The sequence below is a fragment of the Paenibacillus sp. cl141a genome (assembly GCF_900109305.1).
In the GTDB taxonomy this organism is placed as follows: Bacteria; Bacillota; Bacilli; order Paenibacillales; family Paenibacillaceae; genus Paenibacillus_AQ; species Paenibacillus_AQ lautus_A.
The window spans coordinates 160,937-179,305 of record NZ_FNZO01000012.1 but is presented as its reverse complement, the minus strand read 5'-3'; the positions used below and the strand labels follow the sequence as shown (position 1 = coordinate 179,305).

Here is an 18,369-nt window from a genome sequence, read left to right as displayed (position 1 = left end):
TAGATGCTGCGCTTTCCACACCATCTCTATGAGATCAACTCCTTGTCCAGCCGGGCAAGGAGTTTTTTTGTGTGGAATGAATCCACGGATCGTCAGGAACGATAAAGGGCTAATCAAACGTTTAGAAGGAGGACAAGAGGATGAGCAACGAACAGCATGTGATTATGGACGAGACGGCCATCCGCCGCGCGCTAACGAGAATTGCCCATGAAATATTGGAAAAAAATAAAGGGATCGAGGATTGCGTATTGGTCGGGATCCGCACGCGCGGCGTGTTTCTGGCCCAGAGAATCGCGGAGCGAATGAACGAGATCGAAGGTACTCCGATTCCATGGGGAGAGATCGACGTGACCTCCTACCGCGATGACCGGGACAGCAAGGGAGCTGCTGCGGAACGGGGTGAGGGAGCGAAGCACAGCCTAGCGCACCTGAACATCCATGACAAGAAGGTTATTTTGTTTGATGACGTGCTGTACACCGGCCGGACGATTCGGGCAGCGATGGACGCCCTCATGGACTGCGGACGGCCTAGAATGATACAGCTTGCGGTTTTGGCAGACCGGGGGCATCGCGAGCTGCCGATCCGGCCGGATTATATCGGAAAGAACGTTCCTACCTCCAAACAAGAGGAAATTACGGTGGCATTAACCGAAATCGACGGCAAGGACGAAGTGACCATTAGCCAAAGAGAGGAACGATAATCATGACAACAGCCATTTCATTGAAAGAACGCAGCCTCTTAGGTTTGAAGGATATTAGCAGAGACGAAATCGGATCCATCCTGAATCGGGCAGCATATTGGGAAGCGCAGTCCGAGAAAGTGGTGCCGGTACTTCAATCGAAATTTGCGGTTAATATGTTCTTCGAGAACAGCACCAGAACGAGATTCTCGTTTGAAATGGCTGAGAAAAGACTCGGTGCCGAGGTCATGAACTTTGCGGCGGCAGCATCCAGCGTCGAGAAAGGCGAGTCGATCTACGATACCGTCAGAACGCTGGAATCCATGGGAATCGACGCGGGCGTCATCCGGCTGAAGCCAGCCGGCGTGCTGCAGGAGCTGGCGGAGCGGATCTCGATTCCGCTGGTCAATGCGGGCGACGGCAACAATGAGCATCCCACGCAGGCGCTGCTTGATCTATACACGATGAAGAAAAGCTTCGGCGAGCTTAAGGGATTAACGGTATCCATCATCGGGGATATCAAGCACAGCCGGGTTGCTCGTTCGGATCTGTGGGCCCTGCAGAAGTTCGGAGCACATGTGCAGTTCTGCGCGCCGGAAACGATGCAGGCTCCGGAGCTGGCTCAGTATGCGCCTTACGTATCGATGGAAAAGGCGCTCAAGGCCGATGTGGTGATGATGCTGAGAGTTCAGCTGGAACGCCATAACGAAGGGGTGTTCAAATCCAGCGCGGATTACCGGGAGCAGTACGGCTTAACGGAAGATCGGGCGGCCAAGCTGTCGGGGCACACCATGATTATGCATCCGGCACCGGTGAACCGCAACGTTGAAATCGACGACGCGGTCGTGGAAAGCCCGAGATCGATGATATTCAAGCAGATGGCGAACGGAGTGCCCATTCGCATGGCGGTCATGGAACGGGCGATGGTCTGATTCGAACATGCGGAATACGGTTTACAGAATGAATGAATATTAATAATTATACACAAACATGAATTTTTATTATACAATATACAAAGAAGCGAACGGTGCTTCTGCTGCGGAGGGGAACCAAGATGCAAATGCAAGTGATAAAGAATGCCAAAGTGATCAATGAACAAGGACAGCTCGAAGATAAACATATCGTCATTGCAGACGGATTGATTCAGTCGGTTGCGAGCGATATCGCAGCCTTGCCGGAACCGGGCGATCACGTTCAAATCATCAATGCCGAGGGCAAGCTGGTCACGCCGGGATTCATCGATATGCATGTGCACTTGAGAGAGCCGGGTTATGAGCACAAGGAAACCATCGAGAGCGGCAGTCGCTCGGCAGTCAAAGGCGGATTCACCACCATCGCCTGCATGCCGAACACAAGACCGGTGACCGATACGCCGGAAACGGTGAAGCTCGTGCTGGATAAGGCCAGCGAAGCGAATCTTGCGAAGGTGCTGCCATATGCAGCCATTACGAAGAACGAGCTGGGCCGCGAACTGACAGACTTTGAGGCCTTGAAGGCCGCGGGTGCGATCGGATTTACGGACGACGGCGTCGGTGTGCAGAACGCACAGATGATGAAAGATGCCATGAATAAAGCGAAAGCGCTGGGCATGCCGGTCATTGCGCACTGCGAGGATGACTCGCTGGTAAAAGGAGCTTGCGTGACCGAGGGCAAATTCGCTCAGCAGCACGGCCTGAAAGGAATACCGAACGAGTCGGAAGCGATCCATGTCGGGCGCGACATTCTGCTGACCGAAGCCACCGGCGTGCATTACCATGTATGCCATGTGAGCACGGAGCAGTCCGTAAGATTGATCCGCCAGGCAAAAGCGATTGGCATCTCGGTAACGGCCGAGGTATGCCCGCATCATCTGGTTCTCTCCGACGAAGACATTCCCGGCCTTGATGCAAACTGGAAGATGAACCCGCCGCTGCGCACACCGCGTGATGTGGAGGCTTGTATAGAAGGTCTGCTGGATGGAACTCTTGATATGATCGTAACGGATCATGCGCCGCATAGCGCGGAAGAGAAAGCAAAAGGCATGGAGCTGGCTCCCTTCGGCATCGTGGGATTCGAGACGGCCTTCCCGCTGCTCTACACCAAGTTTGTCGCCACAGGAAAATGGGATCTCGCCCTGCTCGTAAAACGGATGACAAGCGATCCGGCAAGAGTATTCGGTCTTGCAACGGGGGTGCTGGAAGCCGGTAAAGCAGCGGACCTGACCATGATCGATCTCGAAGCGGAGAAAGAAGTAAATCCGGAAGAGTTCGCAACAAAAGGCCGCAACACGCCATTTACAGGCTGGAAACTGAAAGGCTGGCCCGTGATGACTTGGGTGGACGGCGAAGTGAAATGGTCCGAACAATACGGATTCTGAGTAACAAATAGGCAAAAGACTTATAAAATAAATTACACATAGATGACAGGAGTGATCGGGATGCAGGCAAGATTGTTACTGGAGGACGGAACGCTGTTCAGCGGAAAATCCTTCGGCGCGGATGCAGAAATGACCGGAGAGGTTGTTTTCAATACAGGGATTACAGGATATCAAGAGGTGCTGAGCGACCCGTCCTACTGCGGACAGATCGTAACCATGACGTACCCTTTGATCGGCAACTACGGCATCACGCGGGATGACTTTGAATCCATTCGGCCGTTCGTTCACGGATTCGTCGTTCGTCGTCATGAGCCTGTTCCCAGCAACTGGCGTGCAGAATACAGCGTTGACAGCCTGTTGAAGGAATACGGAATTCCGGGGATCAGCGAGATCGATACGCGGATGTTAACCCGTATCATCCGTCACTACGGCACGATGAAGGGCATTCTGACCACTTCCAACAAACCGGTGGAAGAGCTTAAGGAGATGCTCGGCGATACGACGATCGCTGAACTCCGCAACCAGGTGGCAAAAACCTCAACGCCGCAAATGTTTACGAGTCCAGGTTCAAAGGAACGCATCGTTCTGGTCGACTTCGGTGCAAAAAGCGGGATTCTGCGCGAATTGACGTCCCGCGGGTGTGACGTCATGGTCGTTCCGCATGATACGACGGCCGATGAAATCCGCAGACTTCACCCGGACGGCATTCAGTTGTCCAACGGCCCTGGGGACCCGAAAGACGTGCCATACGCAGTCAACATGGTCAAAGAACTGCTCGGCGAATACCCGATCTTCGGCATCTGCCTTGGCCACCAATTGTTTGCGCTGGCTGCGGGCGCGGACACCGAGAAGCTGAAATTCGGACATCGCGGCGGAAACCATCCGGTTAAAGAGCTTGCCAGCGGACGCTGCTACATCACTTCCCAAAACCACGGATACACCGTAAACGAAGAATCCGTCAAAGGGACGGATCTGGAAGTTACGCATATCAACAACAACGATAAAACGATCGAAGGCTTGAAGCATTCGAAATTCCCGGCCTTCTCCGTGCAATACCATCCTGAAGCTGCGCCTGGTCCGCACGACAGCAGCTATCTGTTCGATCAATTCCTTGAAATGATAAGAGACCATAAACAGAATGAAATCCGGAAACCGCGCCAGGCGGTTCTGGCCGCAGCCGTGAAAGGAGCTCAATAATATGCCTAAACATGATACCTTGAAAAAAATTCTCGTCATCGGCTCCGGTCCGATCGTCATCGGGCAAGCAGCGGAATTCGACTACGCTGGAACCCAAGCCTGCCAGGCACTGAAAGAAGAAGGCATGGAGGTCGTGCTGATCAACAGTAACCCGGCGACCATCATGACCGACACCAACATGGCGGATAAAGTATACATCGAGCCGATCACGCTGGACTTTGTTACCCAGATCATCCGTCAAGAGCGTCCGGACGGACTGCTCCCGACGCTTGGAGGACAAACGGGGCTGAACATGGCGGTTGAGCTTGCCCGCGCCGGGATTCTGGAGCAGGAAAACGTCAAACTGCTCGGAACGCAGCTGGAATCGATCGAAAAAGCCGAAGACCGCGACTTGTTCCGTGAGCTGATGCGCGAATTGGATCAGCCCGTGCCGGAGAGCACGATCGTAACGACCTTGGAAGAGGCGCTTGAGTTCGCGAATGAGATCGGTTATCCGGTGATCGTGCGTCCGGCCTACACGCTTGGCGGCACCGGCGGCGGCATTTGCGCAACCGAAGAGGAGCTGCGCGAAACGGTCAGCTCCGGACTTCGCTACAGCCCGATCACGCAGTGCCTGATCGAGAAGAGCATTGCGGGAATGAAAGAAGTCGAGTACGAGGTTATGCGCGACGCCAACGATAACTGCATCGTGGTATGTAACATGGAGAATTTCGATCCGGTCGGCGTTCATACCGGCGACAGCATCGTCGTGGCGCCAAGCCAAACGCTGTCTGACCGCGAGTATCAAATGCTCAGATCCGCATCGCTGAAAATCATCCGCGCGTTGAACATCGAAGGCGGATGCAACGTGCAGTTCGCGCTGGATCCGAACAGCTATCAATATTACGTCATCGAGGTAAACCCACGGGTCAGCCGCTCATCCGCGCTGGCTTCCAAAGCAACGGGCTACCCGATCGCGAAGATGGCAGCAAAAATCGCGATGGGTTACACCCTGGACGAGATCGTTAACCCGGTTACGGGCCAGACGTATGCTTGTTTCGAGCCTACGCTCGATTACATCGTCAGCAAAATTCCGCGCTGGCCGTTCGACAAGTTCATCCATGCCAACCGGAAGCTGGGCACCCAGATGAAGGCAACCGGCGAAGTGATGGCAATCGGCCGCACCTTCGAAGAATCGATCCATAAAGCGGTCCGTTCTCTGGAAATCGGCGTGCACCGTCTATGCCTGAAAGGCGCGAACGAACTGAGCGATGAAGTACTCCAGCAGCGCCTGATCAAAGCCGACGATGAGCGGATGTTCCTGATCGCGGAAGCGTTCCGCCGGGGCTATGATCTGCAGCAAATTCAGGACCTGACGAAGATCGACTGGTGGTTCCTGGACAAAATCGAACGCCTGATCAAGTATGAAGACCATATTCGCAGCGAAGCGTCGCTGACTTACGAAACGCTGTACGAAGCGAAGCGTCTCGGCTTTACGGATCGTGCCATCGCCGAGCTCCGCGCAGAAGGCAAGGCCAGCACACACACGACCGAGGAGTCGATCGGATTCCTCCGCCGCGAGCACGGATTGCGTCCGGTTTACAAAATGGTGGATACTTGCGCAGCGGAGTTTGAAGCAACGACGCCGTACTACTACTCCACCTACGAAACGGAGAATGAAGTCATCGAATCCGCGAAGGAGAAAGTCATCGTGCTCGGCTCCGGTCCGATCCGGATCGGTCAAGGGATCGAATTCGACTACTCCACGGTGCATGCCGTATGGGCCATCCAGAAGGCGGGATATGAAGCGGTTATCATCAACAACAACCCGGAGACCGTATCCACCGACTTTAATACATCGGACCGTCTCTACTTCGAACCTCTGTTCTTCGAAGATGTCATGAATGTCATCGAGCAGGAGAAGCCGATCGGCGTCATCGTACAGTTCGGCGGGCAGACGGCGATCAACCTCGCGGAGCCGCTCAGCAAAGCGGGCGTGAAGATTCTGGGCACAAGCCTGGAGAGCATTGACGAAGCAGAGGACCGCAAGAAATTCGAAGCGCTTCTGTCCCGGTTGGAGATCGCTCAGCCGAAAGGTAAAACTGTAACGTCGGTCGATGATGCCGTAGACACTGCACAATCGCTGGGCTATCCTGTGCTCGTAAGACCGTCGTATGTACTGGGTGGACGCGCCATGGAGATTGTATACTCCGACAGCGAGCTTCTGAGCTACATGAAAGAGGCGGTTAAGATCAACCCGGATCACCCGGTTCTGATCGACCGTTACATGCTGGGCAAAGAAGTGGAGGTAGACGCGATCTGCGATGGTGAGACCGTGCTGATTCCGGGCATCATGGAGCATGTAGAGCGCGCAGGGGTTCACTCCGGCGACTCGATTGCGGTATATCCGCCACAATACTTGTCCCAGGACCTGAAGGACAAGATTGTCGAAATTACGATCAAGATTGCCAAAGAGCTCAACACACGCGGACTTGTCAACATCCAGTTCGTCATCTATAAAAACGAAGTGTACGTAATCGAAGTGAATCCGCGTTCCTCCCGGACGGTGCCGTTCCTGAGCAAGGTGACGGGCATCCCGATGGCGAACCTGGCTACGCAGGCGATTATGGGCGGCAAGCTGAAGGATCTCGGATATGAGGAAGGCATGTGGCCGGAAAGCGAGCATGTATCGGTTAAAGTGCCGGTCTTCTCCTTTGCGAAGCTTCGCCGCGTTGAGCCGACCCTCGGACCGGAAATGAAATCGACCGGCGAGGTGATGGGCCGCGACGTGAAGTATGCCAAGGCACTGTATAAAGGCCTCATCGGTGCTGGCATGAAGATTCCTTCAACGGGCGCGATCATCGCCACCATAGCGGATAAAGACAAAGCCGAAGCGGCTGCGCTGCTGAAAGGCTTCCATAAGCTCGGGTATAAAATCATCGCAACCGGCGGTACGGCGGCAGCGCTCAAAGAAGCGGGTCTTGACGTGACGACCATCAACAAGCTGTCCGAAGGCACGCCGAACATTCTCGATATGATCCGCACAGGCGAAGCGAACTTTGTCTTCAACACATTGACCAAAGGCAAAACGCCGCAGCGCGACGGATTCCGAATCCGCCGTGAAGCGGTAGAGAATGGCGTTGTATGCATGACCTCGCTCGATACGGTTCGCGAGCTTCTGACGATGCTGGAGACCATCAACTTCTCCTCTGAAGCGATGCCCGTTTAAAATCGAGAAGGAGGGGTACAGATGAACGCCAGCTACAATGAAATGGCGGGCCGCCTGATGGTGGCCCTGGATTACCCGGATGCCGAGCGTGCACAAGCATTGGTACGTCAGCTGGAGGGCATCCCGTGTTATATGAAGGTCGGCATGCAGCTGTTCTATGCAGCCGGTCCTGACTTTGTGAAAGAATTGAAAGCGAAAGGCTATTCCGTGTTCCTGGATGTGAAGATGCATGACATTCCAAATACGGTCAAAGGCGGCTCGCACAGCGTAACGCGGCTGGGCGTGGACATGTTTAATGTCCATGCCGGCGGCGGCGCGCTCATGATGCAGGCGGCAAAAGCCGGGGCGGAAGCCGCAGTGGCGGACACCCCGGGTCTTGCCATGCCTACGATCATTGCGGTAACGCAGTTGACCAGTACGAATCAGGATGTCATGAATAACGAAATCGGCATTCCCGGCCAGGTGGAGGATACCGTCGTGCGTTATGCTGAGCTGGCCCGGCAGTCCGGACTTCACGGGGTCGTGGCATCCTCTCTGGAAGTGGAAGCCATTCGATCCGCCTGCGGCAAGGATTTCAAAACCGTCATTCCGGGGATCCGCCCTGCCGGTGCGGATATCAGGGACCAAGCACGGGTGCTTACACCTGGGGAAGCGATCCGCAAGGGAAGTCATTACCTGGTTGTCGGCCGCCCGATCACCGAGTCCCATAACCCGAGACAAGCTGCAGAACAGATTATTGAGGAGATGATTCAAGCATGAGTACCATCGCGAATATTCCGCATCAGATCGCATCTTATTTGCTTAAGATCGAGGCCGTTTCCCTAAGACCTCATCAGCCGTTTACATGGACGTCGGGCATCAAGTCTCCGATCTACTGCGACAATCGCCTGACCATGTCCTATCCCGACATTCGCGATTACATTGCTGAATCGTTCGCGGCCGTCATTCGGGAGCAATATCCGGAAGCCGAGGCCATCGCCGGAACGGCTACCGCAGGGATCCCGCACGCGGCCTTCGTATCCCAGAAGATGAACCTGCCGATGTCCTATATTCGGGACAAAGCCAAAGGCCACGGCAAGGAAAACCTGATCGAAGGTTTGATCAAGCCCGGCCAGAAGGTCGTTGTCATCGAGGATCTGATCTCCACGGGCGGCAGCTCCCTGAAGGCGGCGCAAGCGGTCAAGGACGCAGGAGCGGAGCCGCTCGCGGTGCTCGCCATATTCAGCTATCAGCTGGATAAAGCGGTACAAGCCTTCGCCGAAGCGGGAATTCCGCTGCAGAGCCTGTCCAATTACGGTGCACTCATTGATGTAGCGTTATCGGAGAAACGGATTCAAGCAGAGGACGTGGAGCTCCTTCAATCCTGGAGATCGAATCCAACCTCCTTTGGCGTATAGATATTCTTCATCCTCAGGCCGCCGCCTCTGTGAACTTACACAGAGGCGGCTTTTTTGGTTCCCTGAAACAAGATAACGTAATATCAGCCGCGGGTTGACAGTCGAAGGACGGATCGTTACATTAGGACTGTAAGCGGCTGATTTAGCCATAGACATCCGTAAGCCGAATAGAAGGGATCTAATCTACCGATGAACGCAAAAAAAGAAGCGGTGCTTGAGGCCGGAAAGCGGTTGTTTCTGCAGCATGGGATTGTGCAAACCAGCATGGAGCAGATTGCCGAAGCTGTCCCCGTTTCCAAAATGACGATTTATAACTATTATCAGAGCAAAGAGGGTTTGCTGGATCATGTGGTAGATCGCATGGTCGAGGAAATGATGACGCTCTATCGAGGGATCATGGAGCAGGCCAAAGATCCGTTGGAGGCCTTAACCGTGTTCTACAGGGATCAGGAGAAGTTTTCGGCGCTCGTCTCGCAGCAATTTGTGTCGGATCTGGCCAAGTTTCCGGAACAGATGGACAAGCTGCTTGAATTCAATCAGAAATACGTTGTCCCGGAATTCGAAATGCTGATTTTTAAAGGCCAGCAGCTGGGACAGATCCGCAAAGACATATCCCCGCAGGTATTGGTCGCGTTTTTGACTTTTATCAAGGAATTTACGGCGCGAACGGAATGGTACCATGGTCTGGGCAGCTTGAATGCGGTCAGCGAACAACTGATGACAATTCTATATCACGGCATTATCCGGAAGGATGAGCCGCTTAATCCAACATAACCGCTCAAACATTCCAGAGGTGATTGCCAAAGCCCGGGAATGTTTTTTTTATATTTTGCCGCTTGATGGTTTGGGAACCGTCTGATTTGGGTATATGTTCCTATAAATTTAGGGCCAGGATTTGGTAGAGGGGAAGGATACGTCTCACCTATAATAGTAATGATAACTTCGAAAACAAACACAAACTAGGCGGGACTGACCGTAAGGAGGAGAGATCTTTGGAAATTCCGTCCAGGATCCAACTGACCGGCAAGCAATTCTTTGTATTAACCGGCATTGTCGGTGCGCGGGCTGTCATCGGGTTGGAGGACCCCTTTCGCGGAACGCTCTCGGAAGAGATGCCTGTCGAAGTAGCCAAGATTGAGCAGGAACTGCTGGAGAAGGGTTTGATTCAAACGGCCGATAACGAGCCGGTTCTTGTGCAGGAGCTCCTGGAATACATAGAAGTATGCAGCCAGACCTTGTTAACGATTCATATGAGGGTGGCCGATTCGGAGGAAACGTCGAAGGAGTGCTTCATTTATTACAGTTCCATCCTTGTCGTGAAGGCAGATATCGAAATCGGGCCAGGCGGCGAAAGGCTGTATGTGCTGGAAGAGCTGGGAACCCCTTCGGAGGCTTGGCTGAAGATCATCGGTTACCTGCAGCTGGAGGATCGAAAAAATCGCGATACAGGCTCACTGGCCTTGCCTAAGGGCTGGTTCCAGCAATGGATGAACGCCGAGCAAGGGGGGCAGGAGCCTCGGAAGCATTTGCTAGCTCAAGGCTATCCGGAAACGGTCGTTGCTGCCTTGGCTGATTGCGTCAGCCATCAGGAGAGATATGCTACCTTCACGGCATATTATTGTCCGGATCTGAACTGCCGGATTCAGGGAATCGAACTGTTACGAGGAGCGCAATCCAATTGGCTGATTCGCAACGAAGGCGAACAGGACCAAATATGGGGCGCTACGGTAACCGAGATCATCCGGGAACTCGGCGCGGTCATCGAGCGTATTAAGTGATAGACGTTGCATCCTGATCCCGCATACTGTAATTTTTGCCTTTTCGATCAATGACATGGAGGATTGTTAGCTATGACCAAAATACGTGTGGTACCTGAAATGCTGAACCAGCAGGGGGCAGCGGTATCTGATATTGCACGGGAAGTCCAAGCGCTTCAGGAGCGGATGCAGCAGCGCATCCAGAGCATGTCCTGGGAATCGCGTCATCGCGCCCAGGTAGAGCAGCGCCTTGCGCAATGCCGGGCCGCGTGCCAGTCGGTCGTAGGCCGTCTGGAGCAGAATCGCGGCCAGCTTGTGAAGAAAGCGGGGGATTTTTCGCAGACCGACCAATCACTCGGGAACAATCTGAATTTCGGCAAACAATCGGTCGCCCAGGTGAGTCCGCATCTGCTGCTTCAGGCGAGTATGGCACAGAACGGAAATAAGAAGACGGATCCGCCCGTGACGGCGGCGGGCGTCGAATTCAATGCGCTCGCGCCATTCGGCGGCACGGCGGATCAATGGAAGGGCAATCCGCTTGCGGCCGCAGGGGTATTGTTCGGAACGGCAACCGCATCGGGGACGATGTACAAATACTGGGATATGTACCGGAACGGCTTTGGCGTATGGCTTGAGAAAGACAAGCGCGGCAACATGCGTGCCAATGTGACGAACGGCATGCTTGCCAATATCCGCAAAAAATCCTATGCCGAGTACAATTGGCGGAATCACCCCCGAATTCCGAAATACGTCCTGCCCGGCGCAGCCGTGAAGGACTCGCTCAGCTGGAAGGGCGGCAAGCTTGGTTATGCTGGCATCGCCATGCAAACGGTGGGAAATCTGGTTACGAATATCAACGAAAACAAGAGCGGGACGAAAATAGCCGGAGACGCCGTCGTCGACGTGGGTGTCGGCGTGGGAACCGTGGTCGCTTCCGCAGCGGCTGGCGCTAAAGCTGGCGCGCTTATCGGCACGGCGGTCGGCGGTCCGATCGGCACCCTGGCGGGTGCGGCCATCGGCTTCGGCGTGTCGGTCGGCGCTTCCTATGTCATGGACGGCATCAAGTTCGCCGATTTTGACGGGGACGGGAAGAAAGATACCGTAACCGAAGGATTGAAAATGGGGGCGGAGAAGATAGGTTCTACGATAGCCGGATGGTTCAAATAAGGGAGTGTCATAGATGAGCACGAAGATTTCAGAAGAAGAACAGTTTCATTTCCGGCTAATCCCCGCTGAGCAGATTCGGGGCGGCATCGTATGTTTTTTATTCATTATGCTCATCCCCGCGCTGGTCACGCTGGCAGCGCCGATGATGTCGGTTTATTTTTATGCTGCGGCGGCAGTGTGGGTAGCCCTGCTCCTGTGGGGAATTGGCCTGAGCGTAAATCCGTACCGGTCTGAGGTCGGTTTTGTGCTGTACTTGGGGATTTACGGATTGGCGCTGGCGGTCACTTGCCAGCTGGCTATCTTGAAAATGATGTATGACATGGCCGGCGTCGAATCGATCGGATATGGACTTAGCTCGATCGCGGTGATGCTCCTGTTGCTCGTTGCGTTTTATGTTCTGCATGCAGGAGCGCTGCGGCAAGGGACGTACCAGTCCATGGAACGCAAAGGCGGCATAGGCAAAGCAGGCAAAGCAGGCAAAGCAGCCTTGCTGTTGGCAGGGATCGGTTACACAGGGTATTACGTCGTGGTTGCCGTTACCGGGGACCTTGGCGGATTCGTCATGGGCATGGCGGCTTTTTCCATCCTGTTGATTCTCGGCCTGTACATGGCCGTTGTGTTCATCCCTCGATATCGGTTCATCCAGAACAATATGGAAAAGCTGAAGGCTCATTATCCCGTGTTGGGATTGCCTAAGGAGCAGCGGAACGCCGCGTTTCTGAACAAAATGAATCAGGGCCGCGCCCCGGCGGCACCGCATCGTCAGAGTAAGAAAAGGAGAGGATCGTGATGACGCAACAACAGCAGCTGCTGCCAAACGGGTCGATCGTCATTTTGAAGGAAGGCGAGAAAAAGCTGGTGATCTATGGACGCAAGCAAATTTTGGCGCTTGAGCAGCCGCAACTGTTCGATTATCTGGCTTGTCCGTATCCGGAAGGGTATGTCAGCCCGGAGTTTGCTTACGTGTTTAACCATGAGGATATCCAAGAGATTATTTTTACGGGTTACCAGGACGAAGAGGAAGAACAATTTCAGGCCGTACTGGCTGAGACGAAGGCTACTTAGCTTGCCAGGGATTAAGGGAGGAGGATGAGGCGGATCTATGTCAGGACGTATAGAGGTATCGCCCGAGGAGCTGCGCCGCGCGGCGGCAGACATTCGCAGCGGGAGCGAGTACGGCGGGGAATTGGTCGCGAGGCTGTCCCAGGTCATTGAAACGCTGAATGCCGAATGGGAAGGCGTTTCCCAGCAGCGTTTTCGCACAGAGGCCGAAGAGACGAAGGCGCAATTGATGAATTTCATCCAGATGATGCATTCGATGGAGCAGGAGCTGATGAGCATCGCTGCTCGGTTTGCAGAGGCCGACGGCCAATAAGCGAATGGGTCATAACCCGAGACAACAATCAGCTTATACGTATCCCGGCGCGGTATACGGCATGGCTGATTGTTTTTATTATGGAGAGGGATGGAGAACTTTGGGGGACGGCGTTTTTTTTGTGGAAGTTTGGACATAATATGACAGCATTAGATTATCATTTCGGTAAGGAGCCGCATAGGATGAACTGGGTATATTACGGAAAGCTCTATACAAGCAAATTTCAGGCTGGGTGCTTCGCTAAACGTCTGGAGCAGGATGGCTGGCTGTTCGGGTATCATGATCCGCGGATAGTGGAGGTTTATCGTTCCAAGAAGGGGCGTTATGGCGTGCGATTCCTGCCTTGAGGAAATTCCATTAAAACAGTACTTGACTTGATGCAGGGGAATGGTGTATATTTATTCTTGTCGCTGTTTGATACAGCATTGACGCGGGGTGGAGCAGTTCGGTAGCTCGTCGGGCTCATAACCCGAAGGCCGCAGGTTCAAATCCTGCCCCCGCAACCAATTATTAAACGATGTATGTATGACGTCCTTATGTTTATGTGTACATGTATGTTCAGGGCCCTTAGCTCAGTTGGTTAGAGCGGTCGGCTCATAACCGACTGGTCGGGGGTTCGAGTCCCTCAGGGCCCACTTTATGAAAACCCTTGCGATGCAAGGGTTTTTTGCTGTTTACAGGACGGTTTGGCAGACGCCTGCAGATACTGAAAGTATAGGTAATACCCTTAACATTAGCACAATCTGATCATGATTGCCGAAATGTCCAGACTAAGACCGTCTATGTACATAAACTGTACCATTCCACAAAGCAAGGAGGTTAACATCAGTGAGCTACGAAAAAGGCGGTTACAACGGATACGCAAATCCTGTAGGAACTGTTCTGGTTTTGTTTATTCTCTTGGTTATTATCTTGGGAACTTTTTGGATTTAACTAAACACCTGAATGAAGCATCACTGGATTTAAATAATTCACCAAATTACGATACTGCACCCATGTGGTATCCCCAATTACGATAAACGGGGACGGCAACGTCCCCGTTTTTAGCATTTTCATTGTACTTAAACTGAACATTAAACAACGACACCGAAGAGATCAGTGTGGTCGTCTTAGGAACTGAAAAAAATTGTGACAAAGGCCAACAGGTCATAAGCGGTATAAGATTATGGTTCATACGCTGGGTTATCAGTGGATTTCGTTGATAAAAAGGAGGAAGCACAAATGCACAAAAGCACAGTATCAGGAAAGGCAAAAAATACGGTCAAACAACTGCAAACGCCTAGAAGACATAGCGGAATATGGGCAGGTAGCGTTGCAAAGGCAATGAGAACGGTGATTGCCGCACAGAGATCATTGAATGCACAAAATCCGGTTGTTATTAGTCAACAAACTAGAAGAATAAGTACGAACCGAAATTGGGTAAATGCACTAGAAATCGAGCGAAATCCGGCGTGGGTGGCGCCGCAGGCTGGTGAATCGTACGTTTGGGGAAGAAATGACCCAAACGGTCCTGCTGCTGTGGTCGCCAGAAGATTTACGATTAGAGACAATATTGAGAGAGCTAGCTTATTCCTGTCTGTGGATAACTTTGCCATCGTTTTAATCAATGGACGGTCGGTCGTTATCGACAACCCGCAGGGCAATGTTTCATTCTTTAATCCGGGAAGAACTTTTAATATCAGACGCTTCCTTCGGAGAGGCACAAACGATATCGTGATCGCCGCTTTTAACTTCCCGTCAAATGCAAACCGAAGCGGAGATAATCCAGCTGGTGTCCTTGCCCGTATCGAAATTGAACTCCGGTAGTAGCTCAAAGTATCCACCGGCTGAGAAGCGGCCCGTCGAGCGCGGCATTGAGATGCTATCGCTATATTAGCATTCCATCATAACGGAACCGCGGGGAAGTTTTCATTCTTCCCCCGATTCCGGTTGTGGCCGTTTCTTTTTTGTGCGTTTACTTAATTGCTTTGCTATGGTGTAGCCGATGAGATATGCAGCAGATGAGGTGTTTCCGTCGACTGTATATGGAACTAAGGACGCATCTGCAACGATCAAATCTTGAACCCCGTGTACCTTTCCTTTACGGTTAACGACTCCTCCTTCGGATAAAGGAGCCATCCGCAGAAATCCTTGTTGATGGTGATTGTGATCGAAATTTTCCTTGATAAATTCTTCAAGCCTGTCATCGTCATCGATGATATCAAATGTAGGGGATACGAGACGATATGAAGAATCAATCTGTTCCAACTCTATGGCAATATCTTTAATATACGTTCTATAAATTCTTTTTACCGCCTCCATGTCGTCTGGATTTGAGAGGAATCCCTCGTCTGCCAATACGATATTCAGCGGATCTTTGCTTTGTATCCGGATCGTCCCGTTGCTCTTGGGTCGCAAGTACAGAATCGCTATGGTCAATTCTTCCTCGGATCCGATGCCAATGAGTTGGACAGCTCGCTCATCCGGATCGGTGCCAGATGGATCCGGCAAGAAAGCTCCTCCCGTATAAAGTGCGTTGGGGTCTAGGGGAGGGAGAGGATGATCTTGTGAATTGGTAGCAAATACTGCGAAATTTAAGGTATGGTTTTTTAGCCGTTGCCCTACGTTTGGATTGTTGAAGATGACAGGGATTCCAGCCTTTTTCAGCATTTTGGCGGGTCCGATTCCTGACAACATCAACAACTGAGGGCTGTTGATCCCCGCCGAAATGATAACCTTTTTACGGGAATATGCATAGCAGCACTTGCCATCCTTCAAGTATTCAACGCCAATGGCCCGCTTACCAGAGAAAAGAATACGGAGAACCGTTGTTCGAAACTTCACCGTTAGTTTTCTGTTATTTACTCCCCGACCTGTTGCCGTCATAATATCACGAGACAGGAAGGCTGTGGAGGAGCTCTCCCTATCGCCATCAGGCTGTTGGTATAATTGCCAACGGGTGAACGGTCCCATGGGAGTATTCGGATCATTATAGTCAAGAATGGTCCGATAACCTGTTGCCCGCTCGATCGCAGTTGTCAGCTTGTGAGCCATCGGCGTTGGAGTTTCGGGTGCTTGCCGGATGTTAATTCTTCCTCGATACCCGTGTGCATGGATATTTGTGGTTTCCCCGTTATAATTCTCCAATGCTTTGAATCGTCGAATCGCTTTATCGGGTGACCATAGAGGTCCAAGCAGCCGTTCCCACTTTCGGAGCACGGCAGATGTCGGTCTAACATATTGTTCTCCGTTGATTGAAGAACCGCCTCCCGAGAGACGACCTGTCGTCCATTCGAATGCGCGTTCATCGAGTTCCTCTTGGGGGATGCCTTCTCCCTGCCAAAAGTAGTTCGGGAAGAACATTTCCTCAAGCTCAAGTGCAAAGGTTGAATCCTTAATCGGTTTGTCTTTGTCTTGGTTTCCGCCCGATTCTAAAACAAGCACGGAAGTTCGCATGTCATCAGTAAGTGTCTTCGCGATAACGGCTCCTGCCGGGCCTGTGCCTACCACAATGTAATCATAAGTTGATTTTTTCTCCATTAAAGCACTCCTTTTGGAAATGAACTAATTCAGAATATTAATTTGCTCTGAGAACGGTGCCTAATTTGGCAACGTCCAGTTCCGATCAGCGAGATTTGTATTCGGGGACAACTTACGGTACATTTTAATGGAGTCGTTAGGGACATGTACTTCCAAACGCTGAGGCTGGTGGGAAGCAGTTCATTTTCGTACATAGGATGGGGGATCAAGGTGTCAGAGTGGGTATTGAATCAGTCTTGGGGACTGCCCGTGTTGCTTGCCTTCTTAGTGATCGTATTCGTATTCGAGTCAAGGAAAGCTTTTAAGGCATATCAAGAAAAAAGACGGTTTGAACTGGGATGGGCCCTATTGTTTGCGCTTGTGGCTTTATTGGCGATTATAGTCCTGGTGGCTTATTAATACATAACGAAACCTAAAGACCCTGCCGGAAGTTTACGGCAGGGTCTTGTTCTGTCATTGTCTAAGACGGGAGATTATGTTGTTTCAGCGTATGATTATCGCTCATTCATGACAGCTTCCGTAGCAGCCCAGGCTCTGCCGGCACGCATGGCTAAGAAAAAGCAGAGGATGAGGACGATCGAGGCAGAGATGTATGGGAAGTTGATGTCCAAATCAAACAGATAACCTGCGACAAGGGGGCCTGCAATGTTCCCCAGACTGGTATAAGCCGAGTTCAGGCCGGCAACGTAGCCTTGCTGATCCTTTGCCAGCTTGGACATTTGCGTGCCGATGGCAGGACGCAGGATGTCGATTGACAGGAAGACAAGGAACGTCACAAGGAAGATTAGCCAATATTTATGCACAAGCAGCGTTAACAGAATGCAGATTCCCGCTGTGAGCAAGCTGAGCGTAATGACTCTTTTCTCGCCGAACCGGTTCAGGATCCAGCCGAATATCGTTGCCTGCACGACAGCGCCCGCAATGGAGCCAAACGTGATGATCATGGCGATATCTTTAGGAGTGAATCCGAATTTATGATCCACGAACAGGCCGAACACCGTTTCATAATTGGCAAGACCGAACGACAGAACAAATACGATGATCAGACTTAGGAAATACGGTTCCCTGAACGAGTGGACCAGCTGGACCGGAAGGCTCTCCTGTTTCCGTCCCAGAACGGTAGATGCTTCTTGCTTGGCGGATGATTCCGGAAGCAGCAGGAGCGTCACCACAGCCGCAATGCCCCCGGCTACGGCTGCAGCGTAGAAAGGAACACGAATGCCAAACTCGGCGATGAAGCCCCCGATGCCGGGGCCGATAATGAAGCCTGTCGTAATCGCTGCATTAATGAATCCCATGCCCCGGGCACGCTCCTCATTGGAAGTGACGTCAGCCGTATAGGCCATGACGGCGGGCATGATGAGGGCGGCGCCGATGCCGCCCAGCATTCTTGCCGCAAACAGCAGCGTCGGCGTGCTGGCGGCTCCGAATAACCATTCCGATATGGCGAATACAATCATGCCGGAGATGATGATTTTTTTGCGGCCCATGATATCGGACAATCTCCCCGCAAGCGGCGAGAATAGCAGCTGCGTTAATGAAAAGGCGGCAACCAGCATGCCCACCGTGCTTCCGCTGATATGCAGCTCCGTCATATAGGTAGGCATAATGGGGATGACGAGCCCGATGCCGGTGAAAACTAAGAATATATTGAACATGAGGAGCAGAATGGCTCCATTGTTTCGCAATAGTAATGACATGATGATTCCTCCA

General features: G+C 52.4%; 18 protein-coding genes and 2 tRNA genes. 18 read left to right on the top strand and 2 right to left on the bottom strand.

Annotation, left to right across the window (positions count from 1 at the left end; all coding sequences use genetic code 11):
* Positions 1–140: 140 nt before the first annotated feature.
* From pyrR to BMX45_RS25850, 17 genes are all read left to right on the top strand, one after another.
* Positions 141–701 (top strand): bifunctional pyr operon transcriptional regulator/uracil phosphoribosyltransferase PyrR, encoded by a 561-nt coding sequence (pyrR, locus tag BMX45_RS25925; protein WP_015734253.1) that lies wholly within the window; start codon positions 141–143, stop codon positions 699–701.
* Entirely contained in the window at positions 701–1,612 is a 912-nt protein-coding gene (locus BMX45_RS25920) for an aspartate carbamoyltransferase catalytic subunit (RefSeq protein ID WP_175495207.1), read from the top strand. The genes pyrR and BMX45_RS25920 overlap by 1 nt, the downstream gene beginning before the upstream one ends.
* 122 nt (positions 1,613–1,734) lie before the next feature.
* Positions 1,735–3,036: a dihydroorotase gene (locus tag BMX45_RS25915; RefSeq protein ID WP_090913065.1), complete on the top strand. Its 1,302-nt coding sequence runs from the start codon at positions 1,735–1,737 to the stop codon at positions 3,034–3,036.
* A 60-nt stretch (positions 3,037–3,096) separates the two neighbouring features.
* Positions 3,097–4,233, top strand: a complete 1,137-nt coding sequence (carA, locus tag BMX45_RS25910) for a glutamine-hydrolyzing carbamoyl-phosphate synthase small subunit (RefSeq protein ID WP_009589632.1) — start codon at positions 3,097–3,099, stop codon at positions 4,231–4,233.
* 1 nt (position 4,234) lies between these two features.
* Positions 4,235–7,441 carry a carbamoyl-phosphate synthase large subunit gene (gene carB, locus BMX45_RS25905; protein WP_090913062.1) on the top strand — a complete coding sequence of 1,069 codons (3,207 nt, stop codon included), beginning with the start codon at positions 4,235–4,237 and terminating at the stop codon, positions 7,439–7,441.
* A 21-nt stretch (positions 7,442–7,462) separates the two neighbouring features.
* Positions 7,463–8,200, top strand: a complete 738-nt coding sequence (pyrF, locus tag BMX45_RS25900) for an orotidine-5'-phosphate decarboxylase (RefSeq protein WP_090913060.1) — start codon at positions 7,463–7,465, stop codon at positions 8,198–8,200.
* Positions 8,197–8,838, top strand: a complete 642-nt coding sequence (gene pyrE, locus BMX45_RS25895; RefSeq protein WP_090913058.1) for an orotate phosphoribosyltransferase — start codon at positions 8,197–8,199, stop codon at positions 8,836–8,838. The genes pyrF and pyrE overlap by 4 nt, the downstream gene beginning before the upstream one ends.
* 189 nt (positions 8,839–9,027) lie before the next feature.
* A complete protein-coding gene (locus BMX45_RS25890) occupies positions 9,028–9,612 on the top strand; it encodes a TetR/AcrR family transcriptional regulator (RefSeq protein WP_090913056.1) in 585 nt (194 codons plus the stop codon).
* A gap of 218 nt (positions 9,613–9,830) precedes the next feature.
* Positions 9,831–10,616, top strand: a complete 786-nt coding sequence (locus tag BMX45_RS25885; RefSeq protein ID WP_090913054.1) for a hypothetical protein — start codon at positions 9,831–9,833, stop codon at positions 10,614–10,616.
* A 72-nt stretch (positions 10,617–10,688) separates the two neighbouring features.
* Positions 10,689–11,762 (top strand): WXG100 family type VII secretion target, encoded by a 1,074-nt coding sequence (locus BMX45_RS25880; RefSeq protein ID WP_090913053.1) that lies wholly within the window; start codon positions 10,689–10,691, stop codon positions 11,760–11,762.
* Between the two features lie 13 nt (positions 11,763–11,775).
* Positions 11,776–12,552, top strand: a complete 777-nt coding sequence (locus BMX45_RS25875) for a hypothetical protein (protein ID WP_090913051.1) — start codon at positions 11,776–11,778, stop codon at positions 12,550–12,552.
* On the top strand, positions 12,552–12,827 hold the full coding sequence (locus BMX45_RS25870) for a DUF4176 domain-containing protein (RefSeq protein WP_009589601.1): 276 nt from the start codon (positions 12,552–12,554) through the stop codon (positions 12,825–12,827). The genes BMX45_RS25875 and BMX45_RS25870 overlap by 1 nt, the downstream gene beginning before the upstream one ends.
* Positions 12,828–12,864: 37 nt before the next feature.
* Entirely contained in the window at positions 12,865–13,137 is a 273-nt protein-coding gene (locus BMX45_RS25865; RefSeq protein ID WP_090913049.1) for a WXG100 family type VII secretion target, read from the top strand.
* A 182-nt stretch (positions 13,138–13,319) separates the two neighbouring features.
* Positions 13,320–13,484: a hypothetical protein gene (locus tag BMX45_RS31465; protein WP_217648131.1), complete on the top strand. Its 165-nt coding sequence runs from the start codon at positions 13,320–13,322 to the stop codon at positions 13,482–13,484.
* A gap of 82 nt (positions 13,485–13,566) precedes the next feature.
* Positions 13,567–13,643, top strand: a tRNA-Met gene (locus BMX45_RS25860).
* 55 nt (positions 13,644–13,698) lie between these two features.
* A tRNA-Ile gene (locus tag BMX45_RS25855) sits at positions 13,699–13,772 on the top strand.
* 586 nt (positions 13,773–14,358) lie between these two features.
* A complete protein-coding gene (locus BMX45_RS25850; RefSeq protein ID WP_090913047.1) occupies positions 14,359–14,943 on the top strand; it encodes a hypothetical protein in 585 nt (194 codons plus the stop codon).
* Between the two features lie 102 nt (positions 14,944–15,045).
* Here the strand turns inward: BMX45_RS25850 and BMX45_RS25845 are convergent, their stop codons facing one another.
* Positions 15,046–16,656, bottom strand: a complete 1,611-nt coding sequence (locus BMX45_RS25845; RefSeq protein ID WP_090913044.1) for a GMC family oxidoreductase — start codon at positions 16,654–16,656, stop codon at positions 15,046–15,048.
* 144 nt (positions 16,657–16,800) lie between these two features.
* On the opposite strand from BMX45_RS25845, the gene BMX45_RS25840 reads away from it, so the two are divergent.
* Positions 16,801–17,055: a hypothetical protein gene (locus BMX45_RS25840; RefSeq protein WP_090913042.1), complete on the top strand. Its 255-nt coding sequence runs from the start codon at positions 16,801–16,803 to the stop codon at positions 17,053–17,055.
* Between the two features lie 95 nt (positions 17,056–17,150).
* On the opposite strand, the gene BMX45_RS25835 is transcribed toward BMX45_RS25840, so the two are convergent.
* On the bottom strand, positions 17,151–18,356 hold the full coding sequence (locus BMX45_RS25835) for an MFS transporter (RefSeq protein WP_090913040.1): 1,206 nt from the start codon (positions 18,354–18,356) through the stop codon (positions 17,151–17,153).
* Positions 18,357–18,369: the final 13 nt, after the last annotated feature.

Excerpts from the sequence above, each read along its gene's own strand:
- pyrR (WP_015734253.1), top strand. The coding sequence starts at position 141 with ATGAGCAACGAACAGCATGTGATTATGGACGAGACGGCCATCCGCCGC.
- BMX45_RS25915 (WP_090913065.1), top strand. The coding sequence starts at position 1,735 with ATGCAAATGCAAGTGATAAAGAATGCCAAAGTGATCAATGAACAAGGA.
- carA (WP_009589632.1), top strand. The coding sequence starts at position 3,097 with ATGCAGGCAAGATTGTTACTGGAGGACGGAACGCTGTTCAGCGGAAAA.
- carB (WP_090913062.1), top strand. The coding sequence starts at position 4,235 with ATGCCTAAACATGATACCTTGAAAAAAATTCTCGTCATCGGCTCCGGT.
- pyrF (WP_090913060.1), top strand. The coding sequence starts at position 7,463 with ATGAACGCCAGCTACAATGAAATGGCGGGCCGCCTGATGGTGGCCCTG.
- pyrE (WP_090913058.1), top strand. The coding sequence starts at position 8,197 with ATGAGTACCATCGCGAATATTCCGCATCAGATCGCATCTTATTTGCTT.
- BMX45_RS25890 (WP_090913056.1), top strand. The coding sequence starts at position 9,028 with ATGAACGCAAAAAAAGAAGCGGTGCTTGAGGCCGGAAAGCGGTTGTTT.
- BMX45_RS25880 (WP_090913053.1), top strand. The coding sequence starts at position 10,689 with ATGACCAAAATACGTGTGGTACCTGAAATGCTGAACCAGCAGGGGGCA.
- BMX45_RS25875 (WP_090913051.1), top strand. The coding sequence starts at position 11,776 with ATGAGCACGAAGATTTCAGAAGAAGAACAGTTTCATTTCCGGCTAATC.
- BMX45_RS25870 (WP_009589601.1), top strand. The coding sequence starts at position 12,552 with ATGACGCAACAACAGCAGCTGCTGCCAAACGGGTCGATCGTCATTTTG.
- BMX45_RS25865 (WP_090913049.1), top strand. The coding sequence starts at position 12,865 with ATGTCAGGACGTATAGAGGTATCGCCCGAGGAGCTGCGCCGCGCGGCG.
- BMX45_RS31465 (WP_217648131.1), top strand. The coding sequence starts at position 13,320 with ATGAACTGGGTATATTACGGAAAGCTCTATACAAGCAAATTTCAGGCT.
- BMX45_RS25850 (WP_090913047.1), top strand. The coding sequence starts at position 14,359 with ATGCACAAAAGCACAGTATCAGGAAAGGCAAAAAATACGGTCAAACAA.
- BMX45_RS25845 (WP_090913044.1), bottom strand. The coding sequence starts at position 16,656 with ATGGAGAAAAAATCAACTTATGATTACATTGTGGTAGGCACAGGCCCG.
- BMX45_RS25840 (WP_090913042.1), top strand. The coding sequence starts at position 16,801 with ATGTACTTCCAAACGCTGAGGCTGGTGGGAAGCAGTTCATTTTCGTAC.
- BMX45_RS25835 (WP_090913040.1), bottom strand. The coding sequence starts at position 18,356 with ATGTCATTACTATTGCGAAACAATGGAGCCATTCTGCTCCTCATGTTC.